Below are 25,346 nucleotides of genomic sequence, written 5' to 3' on the forward strand. Positions count from 1 at the left end.
AGATGGCCAAACAGAAGTATGAAAGGAATAAGCCGCACGTTAACATAGGTACGATAGGGCACGTTGACCATGGGAAGACGAGTTTAACGGCAGCAATAACGAAGTTTTTTGGAAATTTTGTAAGTTACGATAATATTGACAAAGCGCCTGAAGAGAGAGAAAGAGGTATTACAATTAATACCGCGCATGTTGAGTATGAGACTGAAAGTAGGCACTATGGGCACGTAGATTGTCCTGGGCACGCTGACTATGTTAAGAACATGATTACCGGTGCTGCACAAATGGATGGAGCGATATTGGTGGTTAGTGCAGCTGACGGACCTATGCCGCAAACCAGAGAACATATATTATTAGCACGTCAGGTTGGTGTACCTGCGCTTGTAGTGTTCTTAAATAAAGTAGATATGGTAGATGATCCCGAGTTACTGGAACTGGTAGAGATGGAAGTAAGAGACTTGTTAAGCAAGTATGACTATCCTGGTGACGATATTCCGATTATCAGAGGATCTGCATTGTGTGCGCTTGACGGAAGTAACCCCGAGCTTGGCGAGAATGCGATCAGAGAGTTATTAAAGCAGGTTGATGCGTATATACCGTTACCTGAGCGTCCGGTTGACAGGCCGTTTTTAATGCCGATTGAAGATGTATTCTCTATTTCCGGAAGAGGGACTGTGGTTACCGGAAGAGTTGAGCAGGGTGTAGTTAAAGTTGGAGAAGAGATTGAAATAGTTGGTCTTAAGCCTAATGTTAAGACGACTTGTACGGGAGTTGAGATGTTCCGTAAGCTTCTTGATCAAGGACAGGCGGGGGATAACGTTGGTGTGTTGCTACGCGGTATTGGTAAAGAAGATGTAGAGAGAGGGCAGGTTTTAGCTAAGCCCGGAACTATAAAGCCGCATAAGAAGTTTAAGGCTGAAATATATGTATTGAATAAGGATGAGGGTGGAAGACATACACCGTTCTTTAGTAACTATAGACCTCAGTTTTACTTCAGGACTACTGATGTAACGGGCTCTATCGCGTTACCTGAAGGAGTGGAGATGATTATGCCGGGAGATAACACAGCTATAACGGTTGAGTTAATATCTCCGATTGCTATGGACAAGGGTCTTAAGTTTGCTATCCGTGAAGGCGGCAGAACTGTAGGTGCAGGCGTCGTAGCTGAAATAATTGAGTAATTAAAAAGAAAGGGATTTTACCTATTTTCTCCTTTTAAAGCAAAATAGGTATCTTTTGTAGGAGTGTAGCTCAATTGGTAGAGCACCGGTCTCCAAAACCGGGGGTTGGGGGTTCGATCCCTCTCGCTCCTGCCAGCTTTTCGGTAATATTCTACATAGTTATTTATAAAAAATATTATTTTTTTAACCGATAGACTAAAAGTACTCCTTGTCGGATTTATAGCTTAATTTACTATATATGCAGTAGGTAAGGTATTGTTGCCGATATAAGGCATGTATTTATGAGTTCCTATAAACCCATACATATCAACTTTTATTCTTAACATATTATATAACAAATATGAGTTTTTTATAGAGATATAAAAAGGTTTAGTAAAGTAATGCTTAAACTTTATAAAATTAATTTAATTTCTTAAAGATTGAATTTTATATAATAAAAAAACTGTAATAGAATTTTAAATATTTACTACAGCTTAATTAAAGGTAGATGTTTTAGTAATGATTTTATAAAGGAAAGCCGTCAGGCAGAAATGCTACAGGATCACAAATTACAAATTCAGTAATAAAGTCTTTTGAACATTCATTATAAGAACAATATTCCTTTAATAGCTCACTGAGCTGTAAGTGTGCTTCATTAGCGGTATTATGAAGTGATTTACATTGTGCTTTAATAAAATTATTTTTAGTATCTTTTAGAACTTGAACTTTCTCAATTTGATTAAATGCCTTAATTAGATCGTCATTTTGCTCGTTTATTTTAGCTCTATAATCCCCTAACTCCACAGTAATTAATTTAGAATGTCTGCTTTCACACTTATTAGATTGTGCTTTATGTTTCTTATATTCTGGTGTTTCTACTCTCTTACCATCTTCTTCGCGTAGAGTATCTACAAATTCCCAGGTACTCCAATCAAAGCTACGTTAATATTCATATTTTGCACTTTTAGGAAAGCCTGTACCACACTCATTTCTGCTATTCAGTAATTTTTCATACCTTTCTAAAATAGGAGCAGCAATGCTTACAAACTTTTTAGCATCAAAGATATTTCCAATAGATTTTTTTACTTTTACTTGGTGAGCAGGAGTAAGTATTGAGCTCTTTTCATCTTCGGGTTGAGATTGAGAAGTACTGTGTTTGTGAGCTTTATATTTATTTATAATAGTACACTTAATAAGTTAATAACTTAAGTATTATACACTACAAGTAGTTACAAAAATATTAAGGCATTGAGAAAAACTTTATTTTTTTGAATTATACGATTTGTACAGGATTCAGATCATCTTATCCCGTTTTAAATTGCTGCATGTTAGTGAATTAAGTTTGAATAACGGTTAATGTAATTTGCTGTAGAAGAATTGTAAAAAGAATAAATTATATGTTTTGTATAAATATTGATCAAAATGTAAGCAGATTAATCTTGCCGAAAAGCTAAGCACTTAAAAAAACGCCGCAAATGAATTATATTACCTTGACATTAAATAGGTTTAGATATAAAAGTCACTCTCATATATTGATTAAAGAGTTATTTTTTTTAGAGTAAAGTGTGAAAATAGCGGAGTTTGCCAGAGAAGTAAAATTAGAGACAATGAAGATATTGTGGCCTACACGCAAGGAAAGCTTAATGACTTGTGTAATGGTGCTATTTATCACAGCAATCTCTGGTGTGTTTTTTTTGCTTGTTGATTCGGCTATATACAAAATTATTCAGTTTATATTAGGTATTTAAATAATGGAATCGCCGGCTCGTTGGTATATAATAAATACATTGTCTGGTTATGAGCAGAAGGTTGCAAAAGCAATCCGTGAAACCGCAGAGCAAAAGGGTGTATTGCCTTCATTTGAAGATATTATCGTTCCGGTTGAAAATGTTACTGAGTTAAGAAGAGGAACAAAAGTTACCTCCGCAAGGAAGATCTTCCCCGGATATATTTTGGTAAAGATGGTATTAAACGACTTAACATGGAATATTGTAAAGAATACTCCAAGAGTTGCAGGTCTTTTGGGTGGTAGTAAACCGCTTCCGGTTCCTGAAGTTGAAGTTAATAGAGTTTTGAAGCAGGTCGAAGAAGGTGCGGTTACTAAAGAAATTGAAGTGATGTACGATATTAATGAAACCGTGAAAATAATTGATGGGCCGTTTGAGACGTTTGCAGGTGTGATTGAAGAAGTTGATTCAGAGAAAAAACGAATAAAAGTTTTGGTATCTATATTCGGCAGATCAACCCCTGTGGAATTAGAATTTGGTCAAGTTGAGAAGTTAAAATAAGAAAGGAGTCTAGTTGTGAAAGGCGGAGCAAAAAAAACTGTAGTAGCCAAGATAAAATTACAAATCCCTGCAGGGAAGGCTAATCCTTCTCCTCCCGTAGGGCCGGCATTAGGGCAGAGGGGTTTGAATATAATGGAGTTCTGTAAGCAATTCAATGACAGAACTAAAGATATGGAAGTCGGTATGCCGATCCCTGTAGTGATTGAAGCATATGCTGATAAAACATTCACCTTTATAACCAAGACACCTCCTACTTCTTACCTTGTGAAGAAAAAAGCCGGAGTTGCGAGTGGTTCTAAAACTCCCGGGAGAGAGTTTGCCGGTAAGATTACGATGCCTCAAATTGAAGAGATCGCTAAAATGAAAATGGCGGATATGGGAGTAGATTCATTAGAAGCTGCTATTTCTCAAGTAATAGGAACAGCGGCTTCAGCTGGAATTAAAGTTGAAGCTTAATTAACGTTTAGAGGTTGTGATAAATAAAATGGCTAAACTTAGCAAGAGATTAAAAAAATCATTTGAATTAGTTAGTGAAAATCAAGTGTATAGCTTAGATGAAGCATTGCAGATAGTTAAAAAATATGCTGTAGAAGCAAAGACTAAATTTGATGAGACTGTGGATGTGGTGTTTAAACTCGGGGTAGACCCAAGACAATCCGACCAAATGGTAAGAGGTGTGGTTGCCATGCCTAACGGTTTAGGTAAGCAGGTTAGGGTTGCGGTGTTTGCAAAACCTGAGCGTATGGAAGAAGCTAAAAAAGCCGGTGCTGATGTTGTCGGTGGAGATGATTTAGTTGAAGAAGTTAAAAATGGTAGGCTTGATTTTGACCTTTGTATTGCAACACCCGATATGATGGTTAAGGTTGGTACTTTAGGTAAAGTTTTAGGTCCGAAAGGAATGATGCCGAACCCTAAGTTAGGTACGGTGTCAAATGATATAGCGGCTGCTGTTAAGCAAGCTAAGTCAGGTCAAGTTGAGTATAAAACGGAGAAGGCCGGGTTGGTGCATGCGGGTGTGGGTAAAGTAAGTTTTGAAGAAAGTTCTTTAAAAGAGAATATTATTGCTCTTTATCATGCGCTTATAAATGCTAAACCGAGTAGTTCTAAGGGTGTATATATGCAAAAGATGCATTTATCTACATCAATGGGTCCTTCTATACCTCTTGACATACAAAAAGTGGTAAGCTAGTATCACCCCCTGCTAATGCTAAAGTTTTAATTTGGTAAAGACTGTGAATAAGAATAGAGAAATTAAATGTCAAGTTGTTGAAAGTATGCAAGAAGTATTTGCATCCAACAATATTGTCATCATAATGCATAACAAAGGTCTGACTGTCTCTGATGTAAAAGATTTGAGAAAAAAGGTGAAACAGGCAGAAAGTAAATATATAGTTGCTAAAAATACATTAGTAAGACTCGCTTTAAGAGAATCGAAATTTGCTGAATTGGAAAAGCTAATGCAGGGTCCGACCTCGATAGCTTATTCTAATGATCCTGTTGCCGTCTCTAAAATACTAAGCGACTTTACTAAAGTAAATGAAAAGCTGGAGATCCGTGGTGGTATCATGGATGGTGCGTATCTTGATGTTAATGCGATTAAAACATTAGCTTCATTACCATCTCTTGATGAACTAAGAGCTAAGTTCTTAGGGCTCTTGAATGCGCCTGCGACAAAAATTGCTCAGATTCTTCAAGCTCCTGGTGCTCAGGTAGCAAGAGTTTTAAGTGCATATTCTAAAAAATAACTAAAAATAAACGTAGAAGGAGAGAAAAATGGCAAATTTACAACATCTAGTTGACGAGTTATCAACCTTATCAGTTCTTGAGGCTGCTGAGTTATCTAAAATGCTTGAAGAGAAGTGGGGTGTTTCTGCTGCTGCACCGGTTGCTATGGCTGCTATGCCTGCTGCTGGCGGGGGCGAAGCTGCGGCTGAACAAACTGAATTTGATGCGGTTTTAACTGATGTCGGTGCAAATAAAGTTAGCGTAATTAAAGAAGTAAGAACCTTTACAGGACTTGGTCTTGTTGAAGCTAAAAACTTAGTTGAGTCAGCGCCTAAAGCAATTAAGAGCGGAGTTTCTAAAGACGAAGCACAAAAAATTAAAGTTGCATTAGAAGCTGCTGGAGCAAAAGTTGAGATTAAATAATTACTGCTATTAAGTTAGTAGTAAATAAGATCAAAGGGTATATTTTACTTAAGGTATACCCTTTTTAAGCCTTTGACTAACAATATAAGGTAGTTCGTGTGGTAAGCTTAACAGCTAAAAAAAGAATTAGAAAAAGCTTTGGCAGAATCAAATCAGTTGCTGAAATTCCAAACCTAATACATGTTCAAAAAGCCTCTTATGAGGATTTTTTGCAATTAAATAATAGATCAGAAAATCGTGAAGAAAAAGGGCTTGAGTCAGTTTTTAAGTCAATATTTCCTATTTCCGATTATGAAGGTCAGGCAACTATTGAGTATGTAAAGTATGAGTTGGATAGACCTAAATATGATGTTGAAGAGTGTATTCAAAGGGGGGTTAACTATGCTGCGCCTCTTAGAGTTACCCTAAGACTGATTGTATGGGATATTGATGAAGAAGCCGGTATTAAAGAAATAAAAGGCATCAAAGAGCAAGATGTTTATATGGGTGAAATTCCTCTTATGACTGATAGGGGAACCTTTATAATTAATGGTGCGGAGCGCGTAGTAGTCTCCCAAATGCACCGCTCGCCGGGTGTGTTTTATTTCCATGACGGCGGTAAAACTCATAGTTCAGGAAAATACTTATTTTATGCTCGCGTTATACCTTATAGAGGTTCGTGGTTAGACATTGAATTTGATGTTAAGGATCTGCTTTATTTTAGATTAGATAGAAAGAGAAAAATTTACATTACAACTCTTTTGCGAGCTCTTAATCTTTCAAAAGACGATATTTTAAATGAATTCTATAAAATTATCAGTTATTATAAAAAGGGAGAGGCTTGGGTAGCTAAATTCTCTACCGAGAAATTTAAAGGTGCCAAAGTAGCTTTTGATATAGTAGATTACGCTACCGGTGAAGTTATTATTGAAGCTAATACCAAAGTAACGCCTAGAGTGGCTAAAAAAATTGCCGAAGCCGGGGGAGAAAGGGAGTATATTGTTCCTAAAGACCAGCTTATCGGATCCTATATTGCCCAGGATATTATAGATGAAGAGACCGGAGAGATTATTATTGAATCCGGTGATGAAATTAATGAAGCTATTTTAGAGAAAATTGACGGAATCAAAGTTAAAGAATTAAATATTCTGGATATTGATTATGTCAAAGTCGGTCCATACATTAGAAACTCTTTAGTATTAGATAAAAATTTAACTAAAGAAGATGCATTATCTGATATATATAAGGTAATGAGACCGGGTGAACCTTCTACTCCGGAAGCTGCTGAAGCTTTATTCAGGAGTACATTTTTTGAAAAAGAAAAATATGACCTTTCACCGATAGGCAGGATGAAAATTAATGCTAAGCATGATTTGAAAATTCCTGAAGATCATAGTGTGCTAACAAAGGAAGATATAATAGCTATTGTTAAGCATATTATTAAATTAAAAGACGGGTTCGGTGAAGTAGACGATATTGATAACCTCGGCAATAGAAGAGTAAGATCTGTAGGTGAGTTAGTTGAAAATCAATTCAGACTAGGTTTAGTCAGAATGGAAAGAACTATAATGGAAAGAATGGCTTCGGTTGAGATTGATACCGTAATGCCGCATGACCTTATAAATTCTAAAGTTTTGATGTCAGTACTCAGAGAGTTTTTCGGTACTTCGCAGCTTTCCCAATTTATGGATCAAACTAATCCGTTATCCGAGATTACGCATAAACGTAGGTTATCTGCGCTTGGACCTGGTGGTTTAACTAGGGATAGAGCGGGGTTTGAGGTAAGGGACGTACACCCGACTCACTACGGAAGAATATGTCCGATTGAAACTCCTGAGGGGCAAAATATCGGTCTTATAAACTCGCTTGCAAGTTATGCAAGAGTTAATAAATACGGATTTATTGAGAGCCCATACAGAAAAGTTGTAGAAGGAAAAGTAACTGATGAAGTACATTATTTATCAGCTATTGAAGAAAGCAAATATGTTATTGCTCAAGCAAATGCCAAATTGAATAAAGACGGAACTTTTACAGAAGAGTTAGTCAGATCCAGAGAAGACGGAGAAATTATCGTTGCTACTCCTGATAAGATGAACTACATGGATGTATCGCCTCAACAATTAGTTTCCGTTGCTGCTTCATTAATTCCGTTTTTGGAAAATGACGATGCTAACAGAGCCTTAATGGGGTCAAACATGCAGCGTCAAGCGGTTCCGCTTGTTAAGTCCGAAGCACCGTTAGTTGGTACCGGAATGGAAGGGGTTGTAGCTTCCGATTCAGGTGCGACTGTGGTTGCCAGAAGAGACGGAGTAGTAGATAGGGTTGATGCTAACCGTATTGTGGTAAGAAGCCAGGAGCACGCTGAGGATGCGCCAGGTGTTGATATATATACGCTTGTAAAATATCAAAAATCTAACCAAAATACTTGTATAAATCAAAGACCGGTTGTCAAGGTAGGAGATATCGTCAAGAGTGGTGATATTATTGCCGATGGGCCGAGTACTGATCTTGGTGAGCTCGCTTTAGGTAAAAACGTTCTTGCGGCATTTATGCCGTGGAATGGCTATAACTATGAGGATTCTATCCTTCTTTCTGAAAGATTGGTTAAAGAAGATGTATTTACTTCTATCCATATTCAGGAATTTGAGGTGGTGGCAAGAGATACACGTTTGGGGCCTGAAGAGATCACTCGTGATATTCCGAATGTTGGCGAAGAAAGCTTAAAACATCTTGATGAAATAGGTGTTGTACACGTCGGTGCCGAAGTGAAGCCTGGAGATATCCTGGTTGGTAAAGTTACTCCGAAAAGTGAATCACCGATTACTCCGGAAGAAAAATTACTTAGAGCAATTTTCGGTGAAAAAGCGGCTGATGTACGTGATTCCTCGCTTAGAGTGCCTCCGGGAGCTAAAGGTACGGTAGTTTCGGTAAGAGTCTTCACCAGAAGAGGTGTTGAAAAAGATGAAAGAGCTATTGCGCTTGAAAGGCATGAGATTGAGAGGTTGTCTAAAGATAGGGATGATGAGCTCAATATTCTGCAAAACTATGCTTTCGGTAGGGTTAAGGAATTGTTGCTTAACAACACGATTGTTTCAGCTCCGAAGCCTCTGAAACAAGGTGATATAATTACCGAAAATACTTTTAATGAAATTCCGAAGCGTATGATTTGGCAAATTGTAGTGGATGACACCACAGCAATGAATCAGCTGGAGAAAATTAAATCTATTTACGATCAGTATATTGAAAAACTGGAAGATAGATTTAAGAAGAAAGTTGAGAAAGTACAAAGTGGTGACGATCTTCCACAAGGCGCGCTTAAAGTTGTTAAAGTTTATCTTGCAACTAAGCTTAAAATTCAGCCTGGTGATAAAATGGCCGGAAGGCATGGAAATAAAGGTGTTGTATCTAAAATTGTTCCAATTGAAGATATGCCGTTTTTAGAAGACGGAACTCCGGTTGATTTAGTTTTAAACCCGCTTGGTGTACCATCGAGGATGAACGTAGGACAGATTCTTGAAACTCATTTAGGCTGGGCATCGGCAAATTTAGGTAGGCAAATCGGTGCGATTCTGGATAAATTGGAAGAGCGTAAAAATATTGAAGAGCTAAGAAGTAAACTCGACGAGATTTATGCTTCAGAAGTGAATCGAAATGACCAAGATCTTATCGCAAGTATGAATGAAGATGAGCTAAAAGAATTAGCGGGTAACTTAACTAAGGGTGTACCATATGCCACTCCGGTATTTGACGGAGCAAAAGAAGAGGATATTACTAAAGCTTTACAAAAAGCCGGTGTTAATATCTCGGGTCAGGCAACTCTGATTGATGGCAGAACCGGTATATCTTTTGATAGAAAGATTACGGTCGGTTACATTTACATGATGAAACTTGACCACTTGGTAGATGATAAGATTCATGCTCGATCAATCGGACCATATAGCTTAGTAACTCAACAGCCGCTTGGAGGTAAATCTCATTTCGGTGGACAAAGATTCGGTGAAATGGAATGTTGGGCATTACAAGCTTATGGAGCGGCATATACTTTGCAGGAAATGTTAACTGTTAAATCAGATGATGTAACAGGGCGTATTAAGATGTATGAAGCAATTGTAAGAGGTGATGTATCATTTGAATCAGGGGTGCCGGAATCATTTAACGTTATGGTTAAAGAATTAAGTGCTTTAGGCCTTAATGTTGAAAAGAGAAAAAGTGAAGAATAATTGAAGAAAGTCCTAATTTAAGGGGTAACTTAATGAGCAATTTTGGATATTTTGGATTGGCAAATAGTCGCCAGGAATTTGATGAAATAAAAATTTCAATCGTAAATCCTGAGCAGATTAGAGCGTGGTCTTTCGGAGAAGTTAAAAAGCCGGATACGGTTAACTATAGAACAATCAAGCCTGAAAACGGCGGGTTGTTCTGCGCCCGTATTTTTGGTCCGATCAAAGACTATGAATGCCTATGCGGAAAATATAAAAGGATGAAGTATAGAGGTATCGTATGTGAAAAATGCGGAGTTGAAGTAACTACCTCTAAAGTAAGACGTGAAAGAATGGGACACATTGAGCTTGCGAGCCCGGTTGTGCACATTTGGTTCTTGCGTTCGCTACCTTCCAAAATCAGTAATTTGCTTGATATCCCGATTAAAGACATCGAAAAAGTTCTCTATTTTGAATCATATATTGTAATTGACCCGGGAATGGCTAATTTACAATATGGCCAGCTTTTGAATGATGAAGAATTTTATCAAGCTCAAGATGACTTCGGTGAAGATTCCTTTGAAGCATCAATGGGTGCGGAAGCAGTTAAAAGATTATTGCAAAAATTAGACCTTGAAGAAGAAAAAAATAGGTTAAGAGGAGAATTAAAAGATGTTTTCTCTGAAACTAAGCGTAAAAAAATAGCTAAAAGACTTAAGCTTATTGAAGAATTTATAGAGTCGGGTAATAAACCTGAATGGATGGTTTTAGAAGCTCTCCCGGTAATTTCTCCTGATTTAAGGCCGCTTGTAATGCTTGATGGCGGAAGATTCGCGACCTCTGATCTTAACGAGTTATATAGAAGGCTAATCAATAGAAATAACCGACTTAAACGCTTAATCGAGCTTAAAGCGCCTGATATTATTGTACGTAATGAAAAAAGAATGCTTCAAGAAGCAGCTGATGCATTATTTGACAATGGTAGAAAAGGAAGAGCTGTTAAAAATTCCAACAAGCGTCCGTTTAAGTCTTTAGCGGATATGCTAAAAGGTAAACAAGGAAGATTTAGACAGAACTTGCTTGGTAAGCGTGTTGACTATTCAGGTCGTTCGGTAATCGTTGTCGGTCCGGAACTAAAATTACATCAGTGCGGATTACCTAAAAAAATGGCATTAGAATTATTTAAGCCGTTTATTTATTCCAAGCTTGAAATGTATGGAATTGCAACTACACTTAAATCCGCTAAAAAGATGGTAGAGTTGGAAAAGCCGGAGGTATGGGATATCTTAGAAGAAGTTATCAGAGAGCACCCGGTGTTATTAAACCGTGCCCCAACCCTTCACAGACTCGGTATTCAAGCATTTGAACCCCTACTCATTGAAGGTAAAGCTATTCAATTACACCCTCTCGTATGTGCAGCATTTAATGCTGACTTTGATGGTGACCAGATGGCGGTTCACGTTCCGCTTTCTATTGAAGCTCAGCTTGAAGCAAGAGCGCTTATGATGTCTACTAATAACATTTTAAGCCCGGCCAACGGTAAGCCGATAATTGTACCTAGCCAGGATATTATTTTAGGGCTTTACTATATGACTATCCAGCTTGATAATGAAAAAGGCGAGGGGATGGCATTTGTGGATGTAGCTGAAATAGAGCACGCATTACATGCCGGAACATTATCATTGCATGCAAAAATTAAAGCCAGAAGAAAAAGAATTGACGGCAACGGAAATATAACTACCTTTATTGCCGAGACTACTCCGGGAAGAGTTATTTTATCCGAGTTACTGCCAAAAGATGCGAATATGAGCTTTGATTTAGTTAATAGAGTTATTACTAAGAAAGAAGTTTCCAAACTAATTGATGCGGTTTATAGGCACTGCGGACAAAAGGCTACCGTAATATTTTCCGATCAACTTATGCAACTAGGATTTAGTAACGCTTGCATCTCAGGTATTTCATTCGGTAAAGATGATATTGTTATACCTGAAACTAAAGAGAAGCATATTCAAGAAACCCTAAGTGAAGCAAGACAATATGAAAGCCAACATGCTGACGGTTTGATTACCAGCGGTGAAAAATATAACAAAGTAGTTGATGCCTGGTCTCGTTGTACCGACCGCGTTGCAAATGATATGATGAAAATTATATCAAGCAAGCCGAAGAGCAATAACGATAACACTCCCGGTCAGCTGAAAATCAACAGTATATTTATGATGGCTGATTCAGGTGCCAGGGGTTCAGCTGCACAGCTAAGGCAGCTTGCAGGGATGAGAGGGCTTATGACTAAGCCGTCGGGTGAAATTATTGAAAACCCGATTACTTCTAACTTTAAAGAAGGTTTAACCGAGCTTGAATACTTTATTTCAACTCACGGGGCAAGAAAAGGATTGGCGGATACTGCGCTGAAAACAGCTAACTCCGGATACTTAACCAGAAAATTAGTAGATGTAGCACAGGACTGTATTATTGTTGAGAACGATTGCGGGACTCAAAACGGTATAGTAGCTAAACCGATCATTGAAGCAGGTGAAGTTGTCGTTCAACTTTCCGAAGCAATACTCGGAAGAGTTGCGATTACTGATGTTTACCATCCGACAAGCGGTGAGTTAATCACTAAAGCTAACGAAATGATCACCGAAGCAGTAGTTGAAAGAATTGATGAAGCAGGGGTTGATAGAATTAAAGTCAGATCCGTACTTACCTGTGAAAGTAAAGGCGGAGTATGTGCTAAGTGTTACGGTCGAGATCTTGCTACCGGGGATATGGTAAATATCGGTGAAGCAGTGGGTGTAATTGCTGCTCAATCGATCGGAGAGCCGGGAACTCAATTAACTATGAGAACGTTCCACATCGGGGGAGCTGCGCAGAAAGGCGCGGTTCAATCATCGGCAATAGCTTCACACGAAGGGAATATTAAAGTACTGCACAAAAATATCGTAACAGATAGCCAAGGTAAAAAAATTATTATGAGCCGAAGCTGTGAGGTATTAATATTTGATGATAAGGGAAGTGAGAAGGCAAGCTTTAAAGTTCCGTACGGTGCCAAATTATTAGTCGATGATGGCACAAGAGTTAAGCCGGGTCAGAAAATGGCTGAGTGGGATCCGTATACCATTCCGATTATTACTGAGAAATCAGGTAGAGCGACTTTTGCAGATTTAATGTCAGGTGTTTCATTAAAAGAAGTATTGGATGAAACTACTGGAGTAAGTAACAGGGTTGTAATTGATTGGAAACAACAAGCCAGAGGCTCTGAACTAAGACCAAGAATTTTACTTCAGGATGAAGAAGGAAATGTTATTACCTTAGCTAACGGATTGGAAGCCAGATATTTCCTACCTGTAGATGCGATCTTAAGTGTAAGTGATAATCAATATGTTAATGCGGGTGACGTTATTGCTCGTATACCGAAAGAATCTTCGAAAACTAAGGATATTACCGGTGGTCTTCCGAAAGTTGTGGAAAGGTTCGAAGCAAGAAAACCGAAAGATCACTCATTAATTAGTGAAAGTGACGGTTATATTGAGTTTGGTAAAGACTATAAATCTAAGCGTAGAATTATAGTAAGATCAAAAGATACTGCACTTGAGCCTGTAGAGTATTTCATTCCGAGAGGCAGGCATATCACGGTTAATGAAGGAGATTTTGTTTCTAAAGGTGATATGTTAATGGAAGGAAACCCATCTCCTCATGATATTTTAAGAATTATGGGTGTTGAGGCTCTTTCTACTTACGTGGTGAATGAAGTACAGCAAGTATATAGGTTACAAGGTGTAAAAATTGATGATAAGCACATTGAAGTTATTTTAAGACAAATGTTGCAAAAAGTTGAAATTACTGATCCGGGTGAAACTACATTCTTAACCGGGGAACAGGTTGATCGTGAAGAATTTGAAATTGTAAATAACAAAGCTTTAGAGCAAGGTTATATGCCTGCAGTTGCTATCCCGATTTTACAAGGGGTAACCAAAGCTTCGTTACAGACTCGTTCATTCTTCTCAGCTGCTTCGTTCCAAGAAACCACCAGAGTTTTAACTGATGCGGCAGTTGCAGGTAAAATTGATAAGCTACAAGGCTTGAAAGAAAACATTATTGTAGGTAGGTTGATTCCTGCGGGAACCGGTTTTTATACTAATGTAATCAAAAAAGCTGCTTACAAACGTGATAAAGATTTTGCCATAGCAAACCAGGCTGCGTATAGCGCAGGTTCTGAAAATGAAGAAAATTCTTCAGATCAGGAAAATTTAAAGAACGCTGCTAACTAGTAACTGAATAAAATAAATAATGATGGCCTGACCATTAATTGGTTAGGCTATTTTTATTTCTTAGTAGTTTTAGTTATTTATGAGCATGTATAGTACATTAAGCTAAATAACATACATATATATAGCGAGACTGAAAGATTAAAATTAAACAAAGTTTGCATATAAATGATGGCTATACACGGGCTTTTTACTGCTTCAATTTTTTATATGTTATTTTAACCACAGTCCGGTATATGGGGATATATTAAAAGCAATTAAATTGTGGTACAATAAAAAAATAAGGCACTATAGCCTTTAAGGCTTATATCAGTTTGTTAGTACCATAATACAGCTTATTTTACTATAGTATTAATATTATCTACTATTTTACCTTTGTATCAAAAAACTAATGTGTTATTCTTGCCCATATTAAGGGATAACAAATTAGGGAGGTTTTATGAAGGAAAAAATTAGGCAGCAGTTAGTTCAAATGTTATGGGATGGTTATAAAGAGAGCATACCATTTTATAACCGGATTTTTAATGAAAATAATATACATTTAGATCATTTTGCAATAATTGATTTACCTTCCGAAAACTCAGGGATGAATCATTTAAAAGCCATTTTTTCAAGTTTAGGCTTTGTTTATAAAGGTGAAGGATATCTGCCTGAGAAGCATAACCCTTTTGCATGGATGCGAGAAGATAATTACGATGAAAAATTAGCACATCATACCACAGCTCAACCTGTTATTGCTGATTTCAAGCTTGATGCACTTTCTCCTCAGGTAAGGCATATAGTAGAAAAATATGCAGCACTTATAAAGCCTCTGGAGATGGAAAAGTTTGAATACTATAAGGAGCAGATTGATAAAAATAATGAAGCTTTAATTCCGGAAATTACCGGTTTTCTATATAATCACTTAATTGATAAAGAAAGACCTAAGCTGACTTCTAAAGAGTATGAAACAGTATTTAAAGAAAACGAGTTGATTGCATGGGTGCTTGCTTTCGGAAGAGTAGTTAACCATTTTGGGGTATCAATCCATTTAGATAATAAAGCGAGTAACCTTACTGAATTTAATGATAATGTTTTAAAAAGTAATATAATAACCCTAAATGCTACTTCTAATTATATAAAAGGTGGTGAATATTGCGGAATTGCGCAGTCTTCAACTAATGGTTTGCCTATAAAAATCCGACTTAAAGATAAAGAAATAACCACACATAATAGTTTTTTAGAATTTGTGTGGAGATACTCAAATTTAGACAAGCCAACTTTAGCAAAAGACTACTATTGTAATTTCATTCCACAAAATGCGAATCATGTGATTGAATCACTTTATATAAAAAAGACTGTATAATCCATGTAGTACCTAAATTTAAGGTAAAACTAAAAAAAATGTATTTAACTGAATAATGCTTATTTGCCGCAGGTATTGCTATTTTTATTGTATAAAATTCTTTCAGCAAACTTAGTATCTGTATTATCAGGTTTAAACTTTTTATGGCGAGAAGAGTTTCCGGCATAATCCTCCTTGATCTGTAATATAAAAGATTTTTTTGTAGAGCTTAAAGAAATTAAGGCTTCTGCAGCAACTTCTTCTTTATTAAACTTTCTTTTTTTATCTAAGGGTTCACCTGTAGTTTCAATGTCAACTTCCTCATCATTATCTTCAGGCTGTTTATAAACGGTACAAAGTGCAGGTAATTCGCTTGTGGAAACTGCGTCATTGCTTGGTAAAGACAGAGGGAAAAAATGTTCTATGCATTCCTGTAACTTTACTCTCTCTACTTTCATATTAACTAATGCTGAAGTTAGTTCGGTAATATATATTCTATTCTCTGATTGTTCTAGCAATAACTTCTCTATAATCATGATATTAATAGTTGATTGCATAATAAGCTCTCTTAGCTCCTTAACTAAAGTTGTTTTAAGTTCATTTTGTTCATTTAAAAGTATGTTTTTTTCTTTTTCAAGTTCGGAAGCTTGTGTAAAACTTTTATGATTTATAATTTCGTCTTCAGTTAGCAAAACGTATAAAGTATTGATATTTTGGCGATTATGATTTTTTATAAAGTTTCTATTAATAAGTTTATCAAGTCCGGTAAACTTCTCAATATCTGAACTTGATATTAGGAGAGCACATTCCTTAATATTTAATTTAGTATTTTCTAATTTAATAAAATTTTTATTGAAATAATTCTTAATTATAGTGAAGATTTTTAGTGCAATATCATTATCATAAACAGATAGATTTATCACATCACATTCAGGGTTACCAATTAAAGCGAAAATAAATTTTTCTTTTAATAATTTAATTATTACTTCTTCATTAACGCTAATGCTTTGGCTACGAGTTTTACGTTTCATCTAACGGCTCTTATTTTTAAATTATTGTTATAATAAGGTATAAAGTTACTAAAGGCTTATATAAACTTTAGCTGGATCAATTCCATAAATATATAATCAGTGTTAATATAAAATTAATATTTTGATAATACTATTATTACAAATTAATTAAAATGTAAATAATCAGTAAGCATTCGCAGTTAAATTTTAATAAATTATTTGCCGGTTTTTTGGTGGTATACTTAAAATATTTTTATAAAATTACATTTTAAAATAATAAAAATTATCTGAAATAATTAAAAAAATTAACGTTTTATTAATAACTTATATGGGAAGATGAAGGTATGGGAAGAATATGGGGGATCAACCTATGCAGAAAGAACGATTAAAATTAGTGGAATATGGGCTTAAAGAAGCATTAATTATTAAGCTTAAAGATGAGCAAATAAAAGATATTATAGCTTTTTCGATGGATAATATAAAAGCTTCTAACTTAGTACAGATGTTAATTCAACTAGCTTCAATGGAAGTAAACGGGAAATACGGTGCAGCATTCTTAGCAAGTGAAGGGGTTGCAAGTACCATGCAGCTTAAAAATTTAAGTGCGGAACAAATTGATGAAGTAGTTTGGGACTATAAAACACATCAAGATAAAGCTCTTGCCATAAAGGCGGTTAAAGAAAGGATTATAGAAGGCCAGCAGGATAAGTTCAGCTCTTACGGGTATGATAAAATTAACATCAAAGCTGCAATGGATGACGATGAATTAGGCTTATAAATATTTAAGTTAAGCTAACAAAGTTTTAACCTGGATTCAGGAATTAAAATAGCAATCGTAGTACCGATTTTATCCTCACTATCAACTTCAATTATTCCCCCATGCAGTTCAATAAAAAGCTTAGCCAAAGGCATACCCATGCCCAACCCGTTATTTAAACTTTTGGTTTTTTTAGTATCATCAGGGAATAAAAATAGAGTATCCAGAATATCTTGATTCATACCTATACCCGAATCAGCAATACAGATTTTAAGAAACTTATCTTGAATACTTGATTGTTTTATAGTGACTTGCCCGCCTTTTAAAGAAAATTTTACAGCATTATCAATAATATTTCTAAAAACCTGAACCAACTTATTTTGATCTCCCATAATTTGACAGTCAATAGGTTCCAAATCAGTTAAAATACGAATTTTATTAGAAGAAATCTTAGTTTTAAGACCATCTATAGCTTTATCAATTATAACAGAAAGATTTGTCCCGGTTTCAATCAGTTCAACCATACCCGATTCACCTTTAGATAAATCGATTAAATCTTTTATTAAGCTTTGAAGCTGATTTCCACATGTATATATATCATGCACCCGCTCTTGTTGTTTTGGGGAAAGTTCACCGAAATATCCGGCTTCCAGCATTTCCGAAAACCCTGCAATACCATTTAAAGGATTACGAAATTCATAAGCTAATTTTTGCATAAAAAGTGATTTTGCCTTACTTGCTAAAAGAATTTTTTGGTTACTTAATTTTAGGTTTAAGTAACTTTTTATTAAATATATATTAAGTAAAACAAAAACTGCGCTTAAAATTAGTAGTATTATAATAAAATTCATTTTCATAATATAAATATATAAAATTCTTTCCTAGAAATAGCATATTTAACATGCTATAGCAGTAATAACTTTAATTAAATAATATAAATTGCTAATGATTGCTAGTGTAAAAACTGTTTGTTTTTTAGGAATAGAATGTAAGGAAGTAGATGTCCAGGTACATATAGCACCCGGACTACCATGTTTTAATATTGTCGGGCTTGCTGATAAATCGGTTGCGGAGTCGAAAGAAAGAGTAAGAGCAGCATTTCATAGTATGGCGATTGCTTTCCCGGCAAAAAGAATTACGGTGAATCTTTCCCCTGCCGATCTTTTAAAAGAAGGTAATCATTTTGATTTGGCTATTGCCGTCGGATTATTAGTTTCACTTGAAATAGTTTCACAAGAGGAAGTAGAAAAATATATTATTATGGGTGAACTCTCGCTTGACGGTAAAATAAAGAATGTGAACGGCGTACTTCCGGCTGCAATATTTGCTAATTCACAGGAATTAGGGGTGATCTGCCCGGAGTTAAATGGAAAAGAAGCAGCATGGTCGGGTAATAATTCAATAGTTGCGGCAAGTTCGCTTATAGCTTTAATTCACCACTTAAACGGAAAGCACTTTATTACATATCCGCAAGTTGATAAGATTGAAGATGTATGTGAGTATCCTAATCTTAAGGATATAAGAGGCCAAAGAATTGCTAAGCGAGCTTTAGAGATTGCTGCTGCAGGAGGGCATAATATGTTGATGATTGGTCCTCCCGGTTCCGGTAAATCGATGCTTGCAAAGCGCTTACCCGGAATTGTGCCACCGCTTACGTCTGAAGAAGTGCTGGAGGTAAGTGTGGTTGCAAGTATTTCAGGGATTATTGCCGATTCTGAAGGAATTATTACTAAAAGGCCTTATCGAGATCCTCATTCATCCTCTTCAATGGCTGCAATTGTAGGGGGCGGAAGAAATGCTAAACCCGGAGAAGTGACCCTTGCTCATAACGGAGTATTGTTTTTAGATGAACTGCCTGAATTTCCCCGTAATGTTTTAGAATCCTTAAGGCAGCCAATAGAAACTGGTAGCATAACTATTGCAAGGGTAAATTCTCATATTACCTACCCCTCGCGTTTTCAGCTAATTGCTGCGATGAACCCTTGCAGGTGCGGGTATTTCGGTGATATTAACTCATCTTGTTCCAAGGCTCCCAGGTGTGCTGAGGATTATCAATCAAAAATTTCAGGCCCTCTTATTGATAGGTTTGATTTAAAAGTTGATGTGCCGGCTGTAAATATTTTAGAGATTGAAGAAGAAGAGAGTGAATCTTCCGAAAAGGTGGCTGCCCGCGTAACTAGTGCTCGTGAAATACAAAAAAACAGATATAGGGGAGTAAAGATTCAGCTTAACGCACATGCCGATGGTGAAGTGCTGACTAAAGCTACTAACCTTAATAAGGAGATAATTGACTTTTTAAAGAAAGCAGTTGAAAAATTTAATCTTTCAATGCGAGGTTATAATCGAGTACTAAGGGTTGCCAGGACTATTGCAGATCTTGACAATCAGGAAAATATAAGCAAAAACCATATAGCTGAAGCCTTAAGCTTTAGAATAAGTAAATTCCAAAAATGATATGCAAAAAATTTCCTCACCCAAGAAGCTGATAAACATTATTGAAGAAGTGACTAAGCCGATATGTAAACAATATGGGTTTATAAACTTTAAAATAACGGCCAATTGGCAGCAAATTGTGGGAGTAAGAATTGCTCAAATTTGTTCTCCGTTAGGAGTAAAATTTCAAGGTGAACAAAACACCAACGGTATTTTGACTATAGGAGTTGAAAACCCTGGGTTCGGGTTAGAAATTCAGGCGAATTCTAATATAATTGTTGAAAAAATTGCAACCTATTTCGGCTATAGAGCAGTAGATAAAATTAAACTACAGATAATACCTAAACGAAAAAAGAAGGATGCAAGCTTAGATACACCACAGCCGAAAAAAACGGGTATTATAAATAGTACCATGACTAATGCGTTAGCAGAGATTGAAGATCCTGAAATTAAAGAAATATTTCAAAGCATTGCCGAGCAAATTTCTTAGTAAAAGAATTAAATAATCTACCATTTTTTAAAAAGATAAGATATCGGGCTTTGCATTTATAAAATTAAAATTTATAATGGTTATACAGCCTTAAATAATGAAAAGGTAGATATGTCCCTTAATATAGCAAATTCTATAACAAGTTTTTATTATAACCATGGCAGCTTTGAAAATGAGCAGCAAAAATTAGCTTATTCTTTAGCAAAGACTATTATCATGAATGACAAGGAAAATATTGCAAAAGTATTAGAAAAAAGCGCGAATATAAACGGACTTATTTTTGAAGATGAAAATAATAATTATTATACTCCCTTACAATATGCTGTTGAACTTCAAAATAAAGAACTAGTTGAAATGCTTATAAACAAAGGCGCTGATGTTAATATCAAATTTTATGATAATTCGACTCTTTTACATAAGCTGGTAACTTCTCCTCATGAAATCGATATTGAAATAGCTAAGGTGTTAATTAATCATGGCTTTAATGTTAATGCATTAGATAATCAAGGAGCTAGCCCGTTTTATAAAATGCTCGCGTCCTCAACTTTGTTGGAAGGGTGGGATAAAAATAAGATAGGCTTGCTTAATCAGATTTTGGATCAGGAAATATCAAATTTTAATGTTCCCGATGATTACATAGGCTCTATTGTACATAGCGCTATTACCAGTTCATTATATCAACCGAGTGATAAAGAAAAAGATATCTATATTGCTGAGGCAGTTAAAAAAATGCTTGATAAAGGTGTTCATATTGATGAAAAATATGAAACGGGTAGTGAGCTGGAGTATGCATTAAGGTTAGAACAATTCAGTGTCGCGAAATTATTAATTTGTAACGGAGCAAGCAAAGATTTAGTAAGTGAAGACTATCAGCATCAAATTGCAAGATTAGGTGAATTTAATTGCGATGAGCAATTTACGATACAACAACCGATACAACACGAAGAGCTATAAACTAAAAGGAAAAGAAGATTAATAATTCGGCTTTTTTTATTTAAAATATTTTTAAAAAAGCGGCTTATACTAAATAGTATAGGCCGCTTAAATAATAAAATTAGTTAGAACCGGAAGATTTTATTTTAAATTCTTTATTGAGCTTAATTACGGCAATAAACCATATGCACATAACTACTACAAAAATAATAGAAAGTATGGGAGCAAGGCTAACAAGTGTAGAGCCGGTTATGAAAGAGAGCATGCTCCACTGAATGATTGCACCTCCCGATTTCCCCAGTCTTCCACCGATAACGTCAGCAGCTGCTTTCCCTTTAGCTTTAAGTTCCTCGTCAAGCGGTATATAAGCCATTTCTTTGGTCGGGTCAAAGAAAGAATACTTTATAGCTTTACTTAAAACGTTTTGTGTAGCGCCGAATATAACTGCGAAGAATAGTATAGTTGCACTTGTCACATCCAATGTATTTGCAAACCATCCTTTATAACTTACAAATATGAAAAACGGTACTCCTGTAATTAAAATAATGATAGGAGTTATTATAGCAGCCGTTCTCCAGCTAAAAATACGAAGCACAAAAGAGCTCGCCAGCATTGCAGTAAATGTAGCAAGTGCAGTGTACATTTGTACTTTCCCGCCGAAATTACTAATATCTTTCGGATCTGGATAAACTATTTGAATAAGCTTTTTCCATACTCCTTCCACCAGATTAATTGAAATACCATAGCATATAACAAGAAGAGCAATTAATCCTATATATTTAGAAGAGAAAACATATTTTAAACTTTCAACTAAACCCGGCTTTTTCTTTTTGGATTTAGTTTGGGTTCCGTTTATTGTATCATTACCGACAAGGTAATTACCTAAAACAAATAATGCAATGCTAAGTAATATTCCTGATAATAATATAGAAGAAGTTATATAATGTAATGAAGTTTGCCAAGTTGTACCAGTTTTAGTAAACAGCATCATAAATGACCCTGCTGAAAACAAGCCTATTTGTCCGACAAACCCGAATAGTGAATAAAACTTTTTCGCGTCGTTTATGGAATAAATTTGGTTTGCAAGTTGCCAGAACATTAATGATAGCATCATACTGCCCCATAACTCGGACATTATATAAAATAGAGAGTATGACCAATTTTCAACCATAACGAAAAAATATTTCAGTGCCGGAAGCTTAGCTATCATATTGCTTAAATCAAAATGAATTAAATGTGTATTCGGGTAGAGAAATAGATCAAATACTATGAAGAAGCTCATGAAAAACCAGTTTACCACGTGGTAGGTAGTGACTCTATTTAAGTAATCGATTATTTTTGTGTAAGCTACCATAAATATTATTGCAAAGGGTAGTACGCCGAATAACTTTAAGGTACTTATTAATTCAGCACCAACGTTAGAAATAATGATTGCGTCTTTAGCATTTCTTACAATGCTATATATATAAAGGGTTAGCACCATCATAAAAGAGGTGAGTAAAAATTTAGGTAACTCGTGTGCTTGTATCGGGATAAATTTCTTATAATTCATATAATTTTGATTAGTTTATGTTGTTAATGCTTAAATAATATAATCTAATATGGTTAATAATTTATTAAGAACATGGAACTATTTTTGATTATTAGATAAGATTTATAAAAAAAGAAGGTGGGATGGTTATAAAAAAGATTGAAAATATTAGTTTAAGGAAATGTGAGAGTTATAATATCTACTTATTTAGTACCCAATTTAAACAAATATTTAGTAAAAAGTGGTTTTTCTTGTTATTCAATTGAAGGGTAAGGGTGCTTTAAGAATCTTTATAAAAAACCCGTAGTATATTATTTAATGTTTTTAGAAATAATTAATACTTCGGGTTTTACAATTTAGTCTTCAATATTAAGCGAATATTTTAGTATGAAAAAAATATCCCTGCATAAGAACTATTTATTTTCTTTCTCTTTATTAGTATATGAAGAAGAATGAGCCATTTGCTCTTTACGTGCATTCCCACCTTCTTTACCGATGTTTTTATAAAATTCACTGCCGTAAGTTTCTTTGGTAGTGTCTCCGCCTTTTTTGCCCATTGCAGCGTAATTAGCGCTCATTCTTTGCTTATCTTCGTTGGTTAGATTTTGTGAATTTGACTTTTTATTTTGATTAACTGCCATAGTTTCCTCCTTAAGTTTTATTTATGAAAGTTTAATAACCTGACATACTAACTAATAAACCATAATGCTTGTTTGGATGCTGCATTAAAAAAACAAAAATTTTACCTTAGCTTTTTACCTTATTTTTGCTAATATATAAAAAAATCATATGGTTTATTGATCTTATATGAGTTTAGAAATAAATAATTTAGATAAGTTTCTTGGTAAAAAGGTTCGTAATTTTAGAGTAAAAATGCGTTGGCCTTTAAAAAAATTAGCTAGTGAACTTAATATTTCTATTCAACAAGTTCAGCGATATGAGCAGGGAATAAATAAAATATCCGCAAGCTTGCTATATGAAATTGCTAAAATATTCAATGCTCAAATTACATGTTTTTTTGAAGGCTTTGAAGCGGAGAATTCCGTGGTAGAAGAAAAGAAGACGCATTTTAACGTATTATTAGTTGAAGATAACTTACAGGATGAATTTTTAATTCGCAAAGCATTAGAGGATTTTCCCGAGCAGATAACTATATATACCATACATAGCGGTCAACAGGCTTTAGAATATTTTAGAGATTCAAATGAAGAAGGTAAAAGCCAATTTCCGAAACCTGATTTAATATTACTTGATATATATTTGCCCGGGATGAAAGGTTTTGATATTTTAAAAGATATTAAAAAGCGACCGATATATCGCGACATACCGGTAATTATGCTAACCAGTAATGTAAGCAGCGAAGATGTGCTCTCTTCTTATCATTTGCAGGCGAGTGGTTTTATAAGAAAATCTTTTTCTTTCGAGGAATTTAAAGATCAGTTCCATAAAGCTTTCACTTATTGGACTAAAACCGTAACCTTACCTAGCTAATCAGCTGCCGGAAGAGTTAGGGTAACGGTAGTACCGTGTTTTTTTGTTGAATTAATATCAATGGTTCCGCCGAAAGAAGTAACAATTTTTTTACAAATCATTAAGCCTAAGCCTGAACCATCCTTATTGGAAGAGCAAAAGGGTTCAAATATATTTTTCTTAATATAACGTGAACTACAGGTGCCTTCATTGTGAATAGTTATCCTATAGAAATTATTATTTAATTTCTCACTATATATTGTGATTAAAGGGTTTTTCGTAGAAGAGTGTTTTACTGCATTAGTAAGCAAGTTTTGAAATAATTGCAGCATGCAGGTTCTATTGGCCTTTAGATATATGGTGTCATCAAATAAGAGATTTAAGTTTAGTTGATTGGACATAAGGCAGCTGCTGCTTATCTCATTTATAGTTTGTAATAAGGATACCGGTTCTAAGCTAATTGCTAATTCTCCTTTCCTACAATAAAGGATAATACCTTCTGAAAGAGTATTAATTTGAGATAAACTTTTATTTATTATTGAAAAGGTATGTTCTATTTGAGTATTTTTTATATTGGCTTCTTTAAATTGTTCTCCTAAAATTCCGATAAAATTACTAATTTGTCGTATCGGTTGAATTAAGTCGTGAGAAAAAATTAACGCAAAATTCTCAAGTAATTGGTTGCTCTGTTCAAGTTTTTTAGCACGTAAAGTAAGTTGTTGCCTTTTGGTAATATCCTCACAAAAAACTACAACTCCGAGAGGGCGCTGTTCATGGTCGCGCCAAGGGAAAGATTCCCACCTGACTGCACGTGTGCGGTTTTTAATTTTATATTCTAAAACATCTCTAAATTCACTGACGCCTTTTAAGTTATTATTTAATATTTTTTTTATTAGCTTCGGACAGGGAGAAAGTAAATCAATTATATTTTTTCCTTCCAGCTGGGTAGAATTAGATTTAGCAGCTAAGTTCTCCTTAAACCATAAAGTCCATTTAGAGCTATAAGTAACTATTCTTAAATCAAGATCTAAAAAAGCTACCGCAATCGGAGCATTCTTAATAAAATTCGTAATATATTCTTTAACAACTTCTTTATAAGAAAGCCCTGGATCTTGCATTAACCTTAAATTAGTTATATGGGTGATTAAAGGTTGCATCATTTCAAGAAGCCCGTTATTACTACTGAAACATTCGGAATAAGAGGGTAAAATACAGTTGACTGGTGCTAAGGTTCTCTTAGTATTTTCTTTAGGTATTATCTGATGGGGGTTGGGTAATAATTTTTGTAATCTATTCATAAAGCCCTATACTTTTTAAGGATTAAAGGGTATTTAAGTAAATTTTTATTTTTTTTCACGTTCC

General features: G+C 35.1%; 21 protein-coding genes and 1 tRNA gene. 16 read left to right on the plus strand and 6 right to left on the minus strand.

All coding sequences use genetic code 11. The features are described 5' to 3' along the window. Positions 1 to 2: 2 nt before the first annotated feature. Together tuf and NF27_RS02965 are read left to right on the plus strand one after the other, a co-directional pair. Positions 3 to 1,178, plus strand: coding sequence for an elongation factor Tu (gene tuf / locus NF27_RS02960; protein ID WP_039455024.1), 1,176 nt, complete (start codon positions 3 to 5; stop codon positions 1,176 to 1,178). Positions 1,179 to 1,237: 59 nt separating this feature from the next. Continuing rightward, positions 1,238 to 1,313 (plus strand) — tRNA-Trp (locus NF27_RS02965). Positions 1,314 to 1,682: 369 nt separating this feature from the next. On the opposite strand, the gene NF27_RS02970 is transcribed toward NF27_RS02965, so the two are convergent. Next, on the minus strand, positions 1,683 to 1,961 hold the full coding sequence (locus NF27_RS02970) for a hypothetical protein (RefSeq protein WP_039455628.1): 279 nt from the start codon (positions 1,959 to 1,961) through the stop codon (positions 1,683 to 1,685). Between the two features lie 761 nt (positions 1,962 to 2,722). Between NF27_RS02970 and secE the strand changes: the two genes are divergently transcribed. The 9 genes from secE (at position 2,723) to NF27_RS03010 (ending at position 15,381) form a co-directional block, all read left to right on the plus strand. After that, positions 2,723 to 2,905, plus strand: a complete 183-nt coding sequence (gene secE, locus NF27_RS11740; protein WP_075260584.1) for a preprotein translocase subunit SecE — start codon at positions 2,723 to 2,725, stop codon at positions 2,903 to 2,905. Positions 2,906 to 2,908: 3 nt separating this feature from the next. Then, a complete protein-coding gene (gene nusG, locus NF27_RS02975; RefSeq protein WP_039455629.1) occupies positions 2,909 to 3,445 on the plus strand; it encodes a transcription termination/antitermination protein NusG in 537 nt (178 codons plus the stop codon). Between the two features lie 15 nt (positions 3,446 to 3,460). Next, on the plus strand, positions 3,461 to 3,901 hold the full coding sequence (gene rplK, locus NF27_RS02980; protein WP_053332532.1) for a 50S ribosomal protein L11: 441 nt from the start codon (positions 3,461 to 3,463) through the stop codon (positions 3,899 to 3,901). 28 nt (positions 3,902 to 3,929) lie between these two features. Next, a complete protein-coding gene (gene rplA, locus NF27_RS02985) occupies positions 3,930 to 4,634 on the plus strand; it encodes a 50S ribosomal protein L1 (RefSeq protein ID WP_039455631.1) in 705 nt (234 codons plus the stop codon). Positions 4,635 to 4,677: 43 nt separating this feature from the next. Further along, entirely contained in the window at positions 4,678 to 5,190 is a 513-nt protein-coding gene (gene rplJ, locus NF27_RS02990; RefSeq protein ID WP_039455633.1) for a 50S ribosomal protein L10, read from the plus strand. Between the two features lie 28 nt (positions 5,191 to 5,218). Then, entirely contained in the window at positions 5,219 to 5,593 is a 375-nt protein-coding gene (gene rplL / locus NF27_RS02995) for a 50S ribosomal protein L7/L12 (protein ID WP_039455634.1), read from the plus strand. 98 nt (positions 5,594 to 5,691) lie between these two features. Continuing rightward, the gene (gene rpoB, locus NF27_RS03000; RefSeq protein WP_039455636.1) at positions 5,692 to 9,792 is read left to right on the plus strand and encodes a DNA-directed RNA polymerase subunit beta; all 4,101 of its coding nucleotides are present in this window, start codon (positions 5,692 to 5,694) and stop codon (positions 9,790 to 9,792) included. A gap of 32 nt (positions 9,793 to 9,824) precedes the next feature. After that, positions 9,825 to 14,039, plus strand: coding sequence for a DNA-directed RNA polymerase subunit beta' (gene rpoC, locus NF27_RS03005; protein ID WP_053332533.1), 4,215 nt, complete (start codon positions 9,825 to 9,827; stop codon positions 14,037 to 14,039). A 436-nt stretch (positions 14,040 to 14,475) separates the two neighbouring features. Further along, on the plus strand, positions 14,476 to 15,381 hold the full coding sequence (locus NF27_RS03010; RefSeq protein ID WP_039455638.1) for a 2-oxoadipate dioxygenase/decarboxylase family protein: 906 nt from the start codon (positions 14,476 to 14,478) through the stop codon (positions 15,379 to 15,381). 59 nt (positions 15,382 to 15,440) lie between these two features. Here NF27_RS03010 and NF27_RS03015 read toward each other — a convergent pair whose 3' ends face one another. Further along, on the minus strand, positions 15,441 to 16,391 hold the full coding sequence (locus NF27_RS03015; RefSeq protein ID WP_039455640.1) for a hypothetical protein: 951 nt from the start codon (positions 16,389 to 16,391) through the stop codon (positions 15,441 to 15,443). 334 nt (positions 16,392 to 16,725) lie between these two features. Between NF27_RS03015 and NF27_RS03020 the strand changes: the two genes are divergently transcribed. Then, positions 16,726 to 17,148 carry a hypothetical protein gene (locus NF27_RS03020; protein WP_039455642.1) on the plus strand — a complete coding sequence of 141 codons (423 nt, stop codon included), beginning with the start codon at positions 16,726 to 16,728 and terminating at the stop codon, positions 17,146 to 17,148. Positions 17,149 to 17,162: 14 nt separating this feature from the next. Here the strand turns inward: NF27_RS03020 and NF27_RS03025 are convergent, their stop codons facing one another. After that, a complete protein-coding gene (locus NF27_RS03025) occupies positions 17,163 to 17,984 on the minus strand; it encodes an ATP-binding protein (protein WP_039455644.1) in 822 nt (273 codons plus the stop codon). 88 nt (positions 17,985 to 18,072) lie between these two features. On the opposite strand from NF27_RS03025, the gene NF27_RS03030 reads away from it, so the two are divergent. From NF27_RS03030 to NF27_RS03040, 3 genes are all read left to right on the plus strand, one after another. Continuing rightward, positions 18,073 to 19,581: a YifB family Mg chelatase-like AAA ATPase gene (locus NF27_RS03030; protein WP_039455646.1), complete on the plus strand. Its 1,509-nt coding sequence runs from the start codon at positions 18,073 to 18,075 to the stop codon at positions 19,579 to 19,581. 1 nt (position 19,582) lies between these two features. Further along, positions 19,583 to 20,050, plus strand: a complete 468-nt coding sequence (locus NF27_RS03035) for a DUF721 domain-containing protein (RefSeq protein WP_039455648.1) — start codon at positions 19,583 to 19,585, stop codon at positions 20,048 to 20,050. Positions 20,051 to 20,161: 111 nt separating this feature from the next. Further along, positions 20,162 to 21,004: an ankyrin repeat domain-containing protein gene (locus NF27_RS03040; RefSeq protein WP_039455650.1), complete on the plus strand. Its 843-nt coding sequence runs from the start codon at positions 20,162 to 20,164 to the stop codon at positions 21,002 to 21,004. 100 nt (positions 21,005 to 21,104) lie between these two features. Here NF27_RS03040 and NF27_RS03045 read toward each other — a convergent pair whose 3' ends face one another. Together NF27_RS03045 and NF27_RS03050 are read right to left on the minus strand one after the other, a co-directional pair. Further along, the gene (locus tag NF27_RS03045) at positions 21,105 to 22,535 is read right to left on the minus strand and encodes an Npt1/Npt2 family nucleotide transporter (protein ID WP_039455652.1); all 1,431 of its coding nucleotides are present in this window, start codon (positions 22,533 to 22,535) and stop codon (positions 21,105 to 21,107) included. 392 nt (positions 22,536 to 22,927) lie between these two features. Further along, positions 22,928 to 23,155 carry a hypothetical protein gene (locus NF27_RS03050; RefSeq protein WP_039455654.1) on the minus strand — a complete coding sequence of 76 codons (228 nt, stop codon included), beginning with the start codon at positions 23,153 to 23,155 and terminating at the stop codon, positions 22,928 to 22,930. Between the two features lie 166 nt (positions 23,156 to 23,321). On the opposite strand from NF27_RS03050, the gene NF27_RS03060 reads away from it, so the two are divergent. Next, the gene (locus tag NF27_RS03060) at positions 23,322 to 24,005 is read left to right on the plus strand and encodes a response regulator (RefSeq protein ID WP_052646370.1); all 684 of its coding nucleotides are present in this window, start codon (positions 23,322 to 23,324) and stop codon (positions 24,003 to 24,005) included. Here the strand turns inward: NF27_RS03060 and NF27_RS03065 are convergent. Further along, entirely contained in the window at positions 24,002 to 25,282 is a 1,281-nt protein-coding gene (locus NF27_RS03065; RefSeq protein WP_039455656.1) for a PAS domain-containing sensor histidine kinase, read from the minus strand. The genes NF27_RS03060 and NF27_RS03065 overlap by 4 nt on opposite strands. Positions 25,283 to 25,346 lie beyond the last annotated feature (64 nt).

This window comes from Candidatus Jidaibacter acanthamoeba (assembly GCF_000815465.1).
GTDB lineage: Bacteria > Pseudomonadota > Alphaproteobacteria > Rickettsiales > Midichloriaceae > Jidaibacter > Jidaibacter acanthamoebae.

Excerpts from the sequence above, each read along its gene's own strand:
- NF27_RS03030 (WP_039455646.1), top strand. The coding sequence starts at position 18,073 with ATGATTGCTAGTGTAAAAACTGTTTGTTTTTTAGGAATAGAATGTAAG.
- rplL (WP_039455634.1), top strand. The coding sequence starts at position 5,219 with ATGGCAAATTTACAACATCTAGTTGACGAGTTATCAACCTTATCAGTT.
- NF27_RS03040 (WP_039455650.1), top strand. The coding sequence starts at position 20,162 with ATGTCCCTTAATATAGCAAATTCTATAACAAGTTTTTATTATAACCAT.
- tuf (WP_039455024.1), top strand. The coding sequence starts at position 3 with ATGGCCAAACAGAAGTATGAAAGGAATAAGCCGCACGTTAACATAGGT.
- rplA (WP_039455631.1), top strand. The coding sequence starts at position 3,930 with ATGGCTAAACTTAGCAAGAGATTAAAAAAATCATTTGAATTAGTTAGT.
- NF27_RS03060 (WP_052646370.1), top strand. The coding sequence starts at position 23,322 with ATGAGTTTAGAAATAAATAATTTAGATAAGTTTCTTGGTAAAAAGGTT.
- NF27_RS03015 (WP_039455640.1), bottom strand. The coding sequence starts at position 16,391 with ATGAAACGTAAAACTCGTAGCCAAAGCATTAGCGTTAATGAAGAAGTA.
- nusG (WP_039455629.1), top strand. The coding sequence starts at position 2,909 with ATGGAATCGCCGGCTCGTTGGTATATAATAAATACATTGTCTGGTTAT.
- NF27_RS03045 (WP_039455652.1), bottom strand. The coding sequence starts at position 22,535 with ATGAATTATAAGAAATTTATCCCGATACAAGCACACGAGTTACCTAAA.
- rpoC (WP_053332533.1), top strand. The coding sequence starts at position 9,825 with ATGAGCAATTTTGGATATTTTGGATTGGCAAATAGTCGCCAGGAATTT.
- NF27_RS03035 (WP_039455648.1), top strand. The coding sequence starts at position 19,583 with ATGCAAAAAATTTCCTCACCCAAGAAGCTGATAAACATTATTGAAGAA.
- NF27_RS03065 (WP_039455656.1), bottom strand. The coding sequence starts at position 25,282 with ATGAATAGATTACAAAAATTATTACCCAACCCCCATCAGATAATACCT.
- NF27_RS03020 (WP_039455642.1), top strand. The coding sequence starts at position 16,726 with ATGGGGGATCAACCTATGCAGAAAGAACGATTAAAATTAGTGGAATAT.
- NF27_RS03050 (WP_039455654.1), bottom strand. The coding sequence starts at position 23,155 with ATGGCAGTTAATCAAAATAAAAAGTCAAATTCACAAAATCTAACCAAC.
- NF27_RS03025 (WP_039455644.1), bottom strand. The coding sequence starts at position 17,984 with ATGAAAATGAATTTTATTATAATACTACTAATTTTAAGCGCAGTTTTT.
- NF27_RS03010 (WP_039455638.1), top strand. The coding sequence starts at position 14,476 with ATGAAGGAAAAAATTAGGCAGCAGTTAGTTCAAATGTTATGGGATGGT.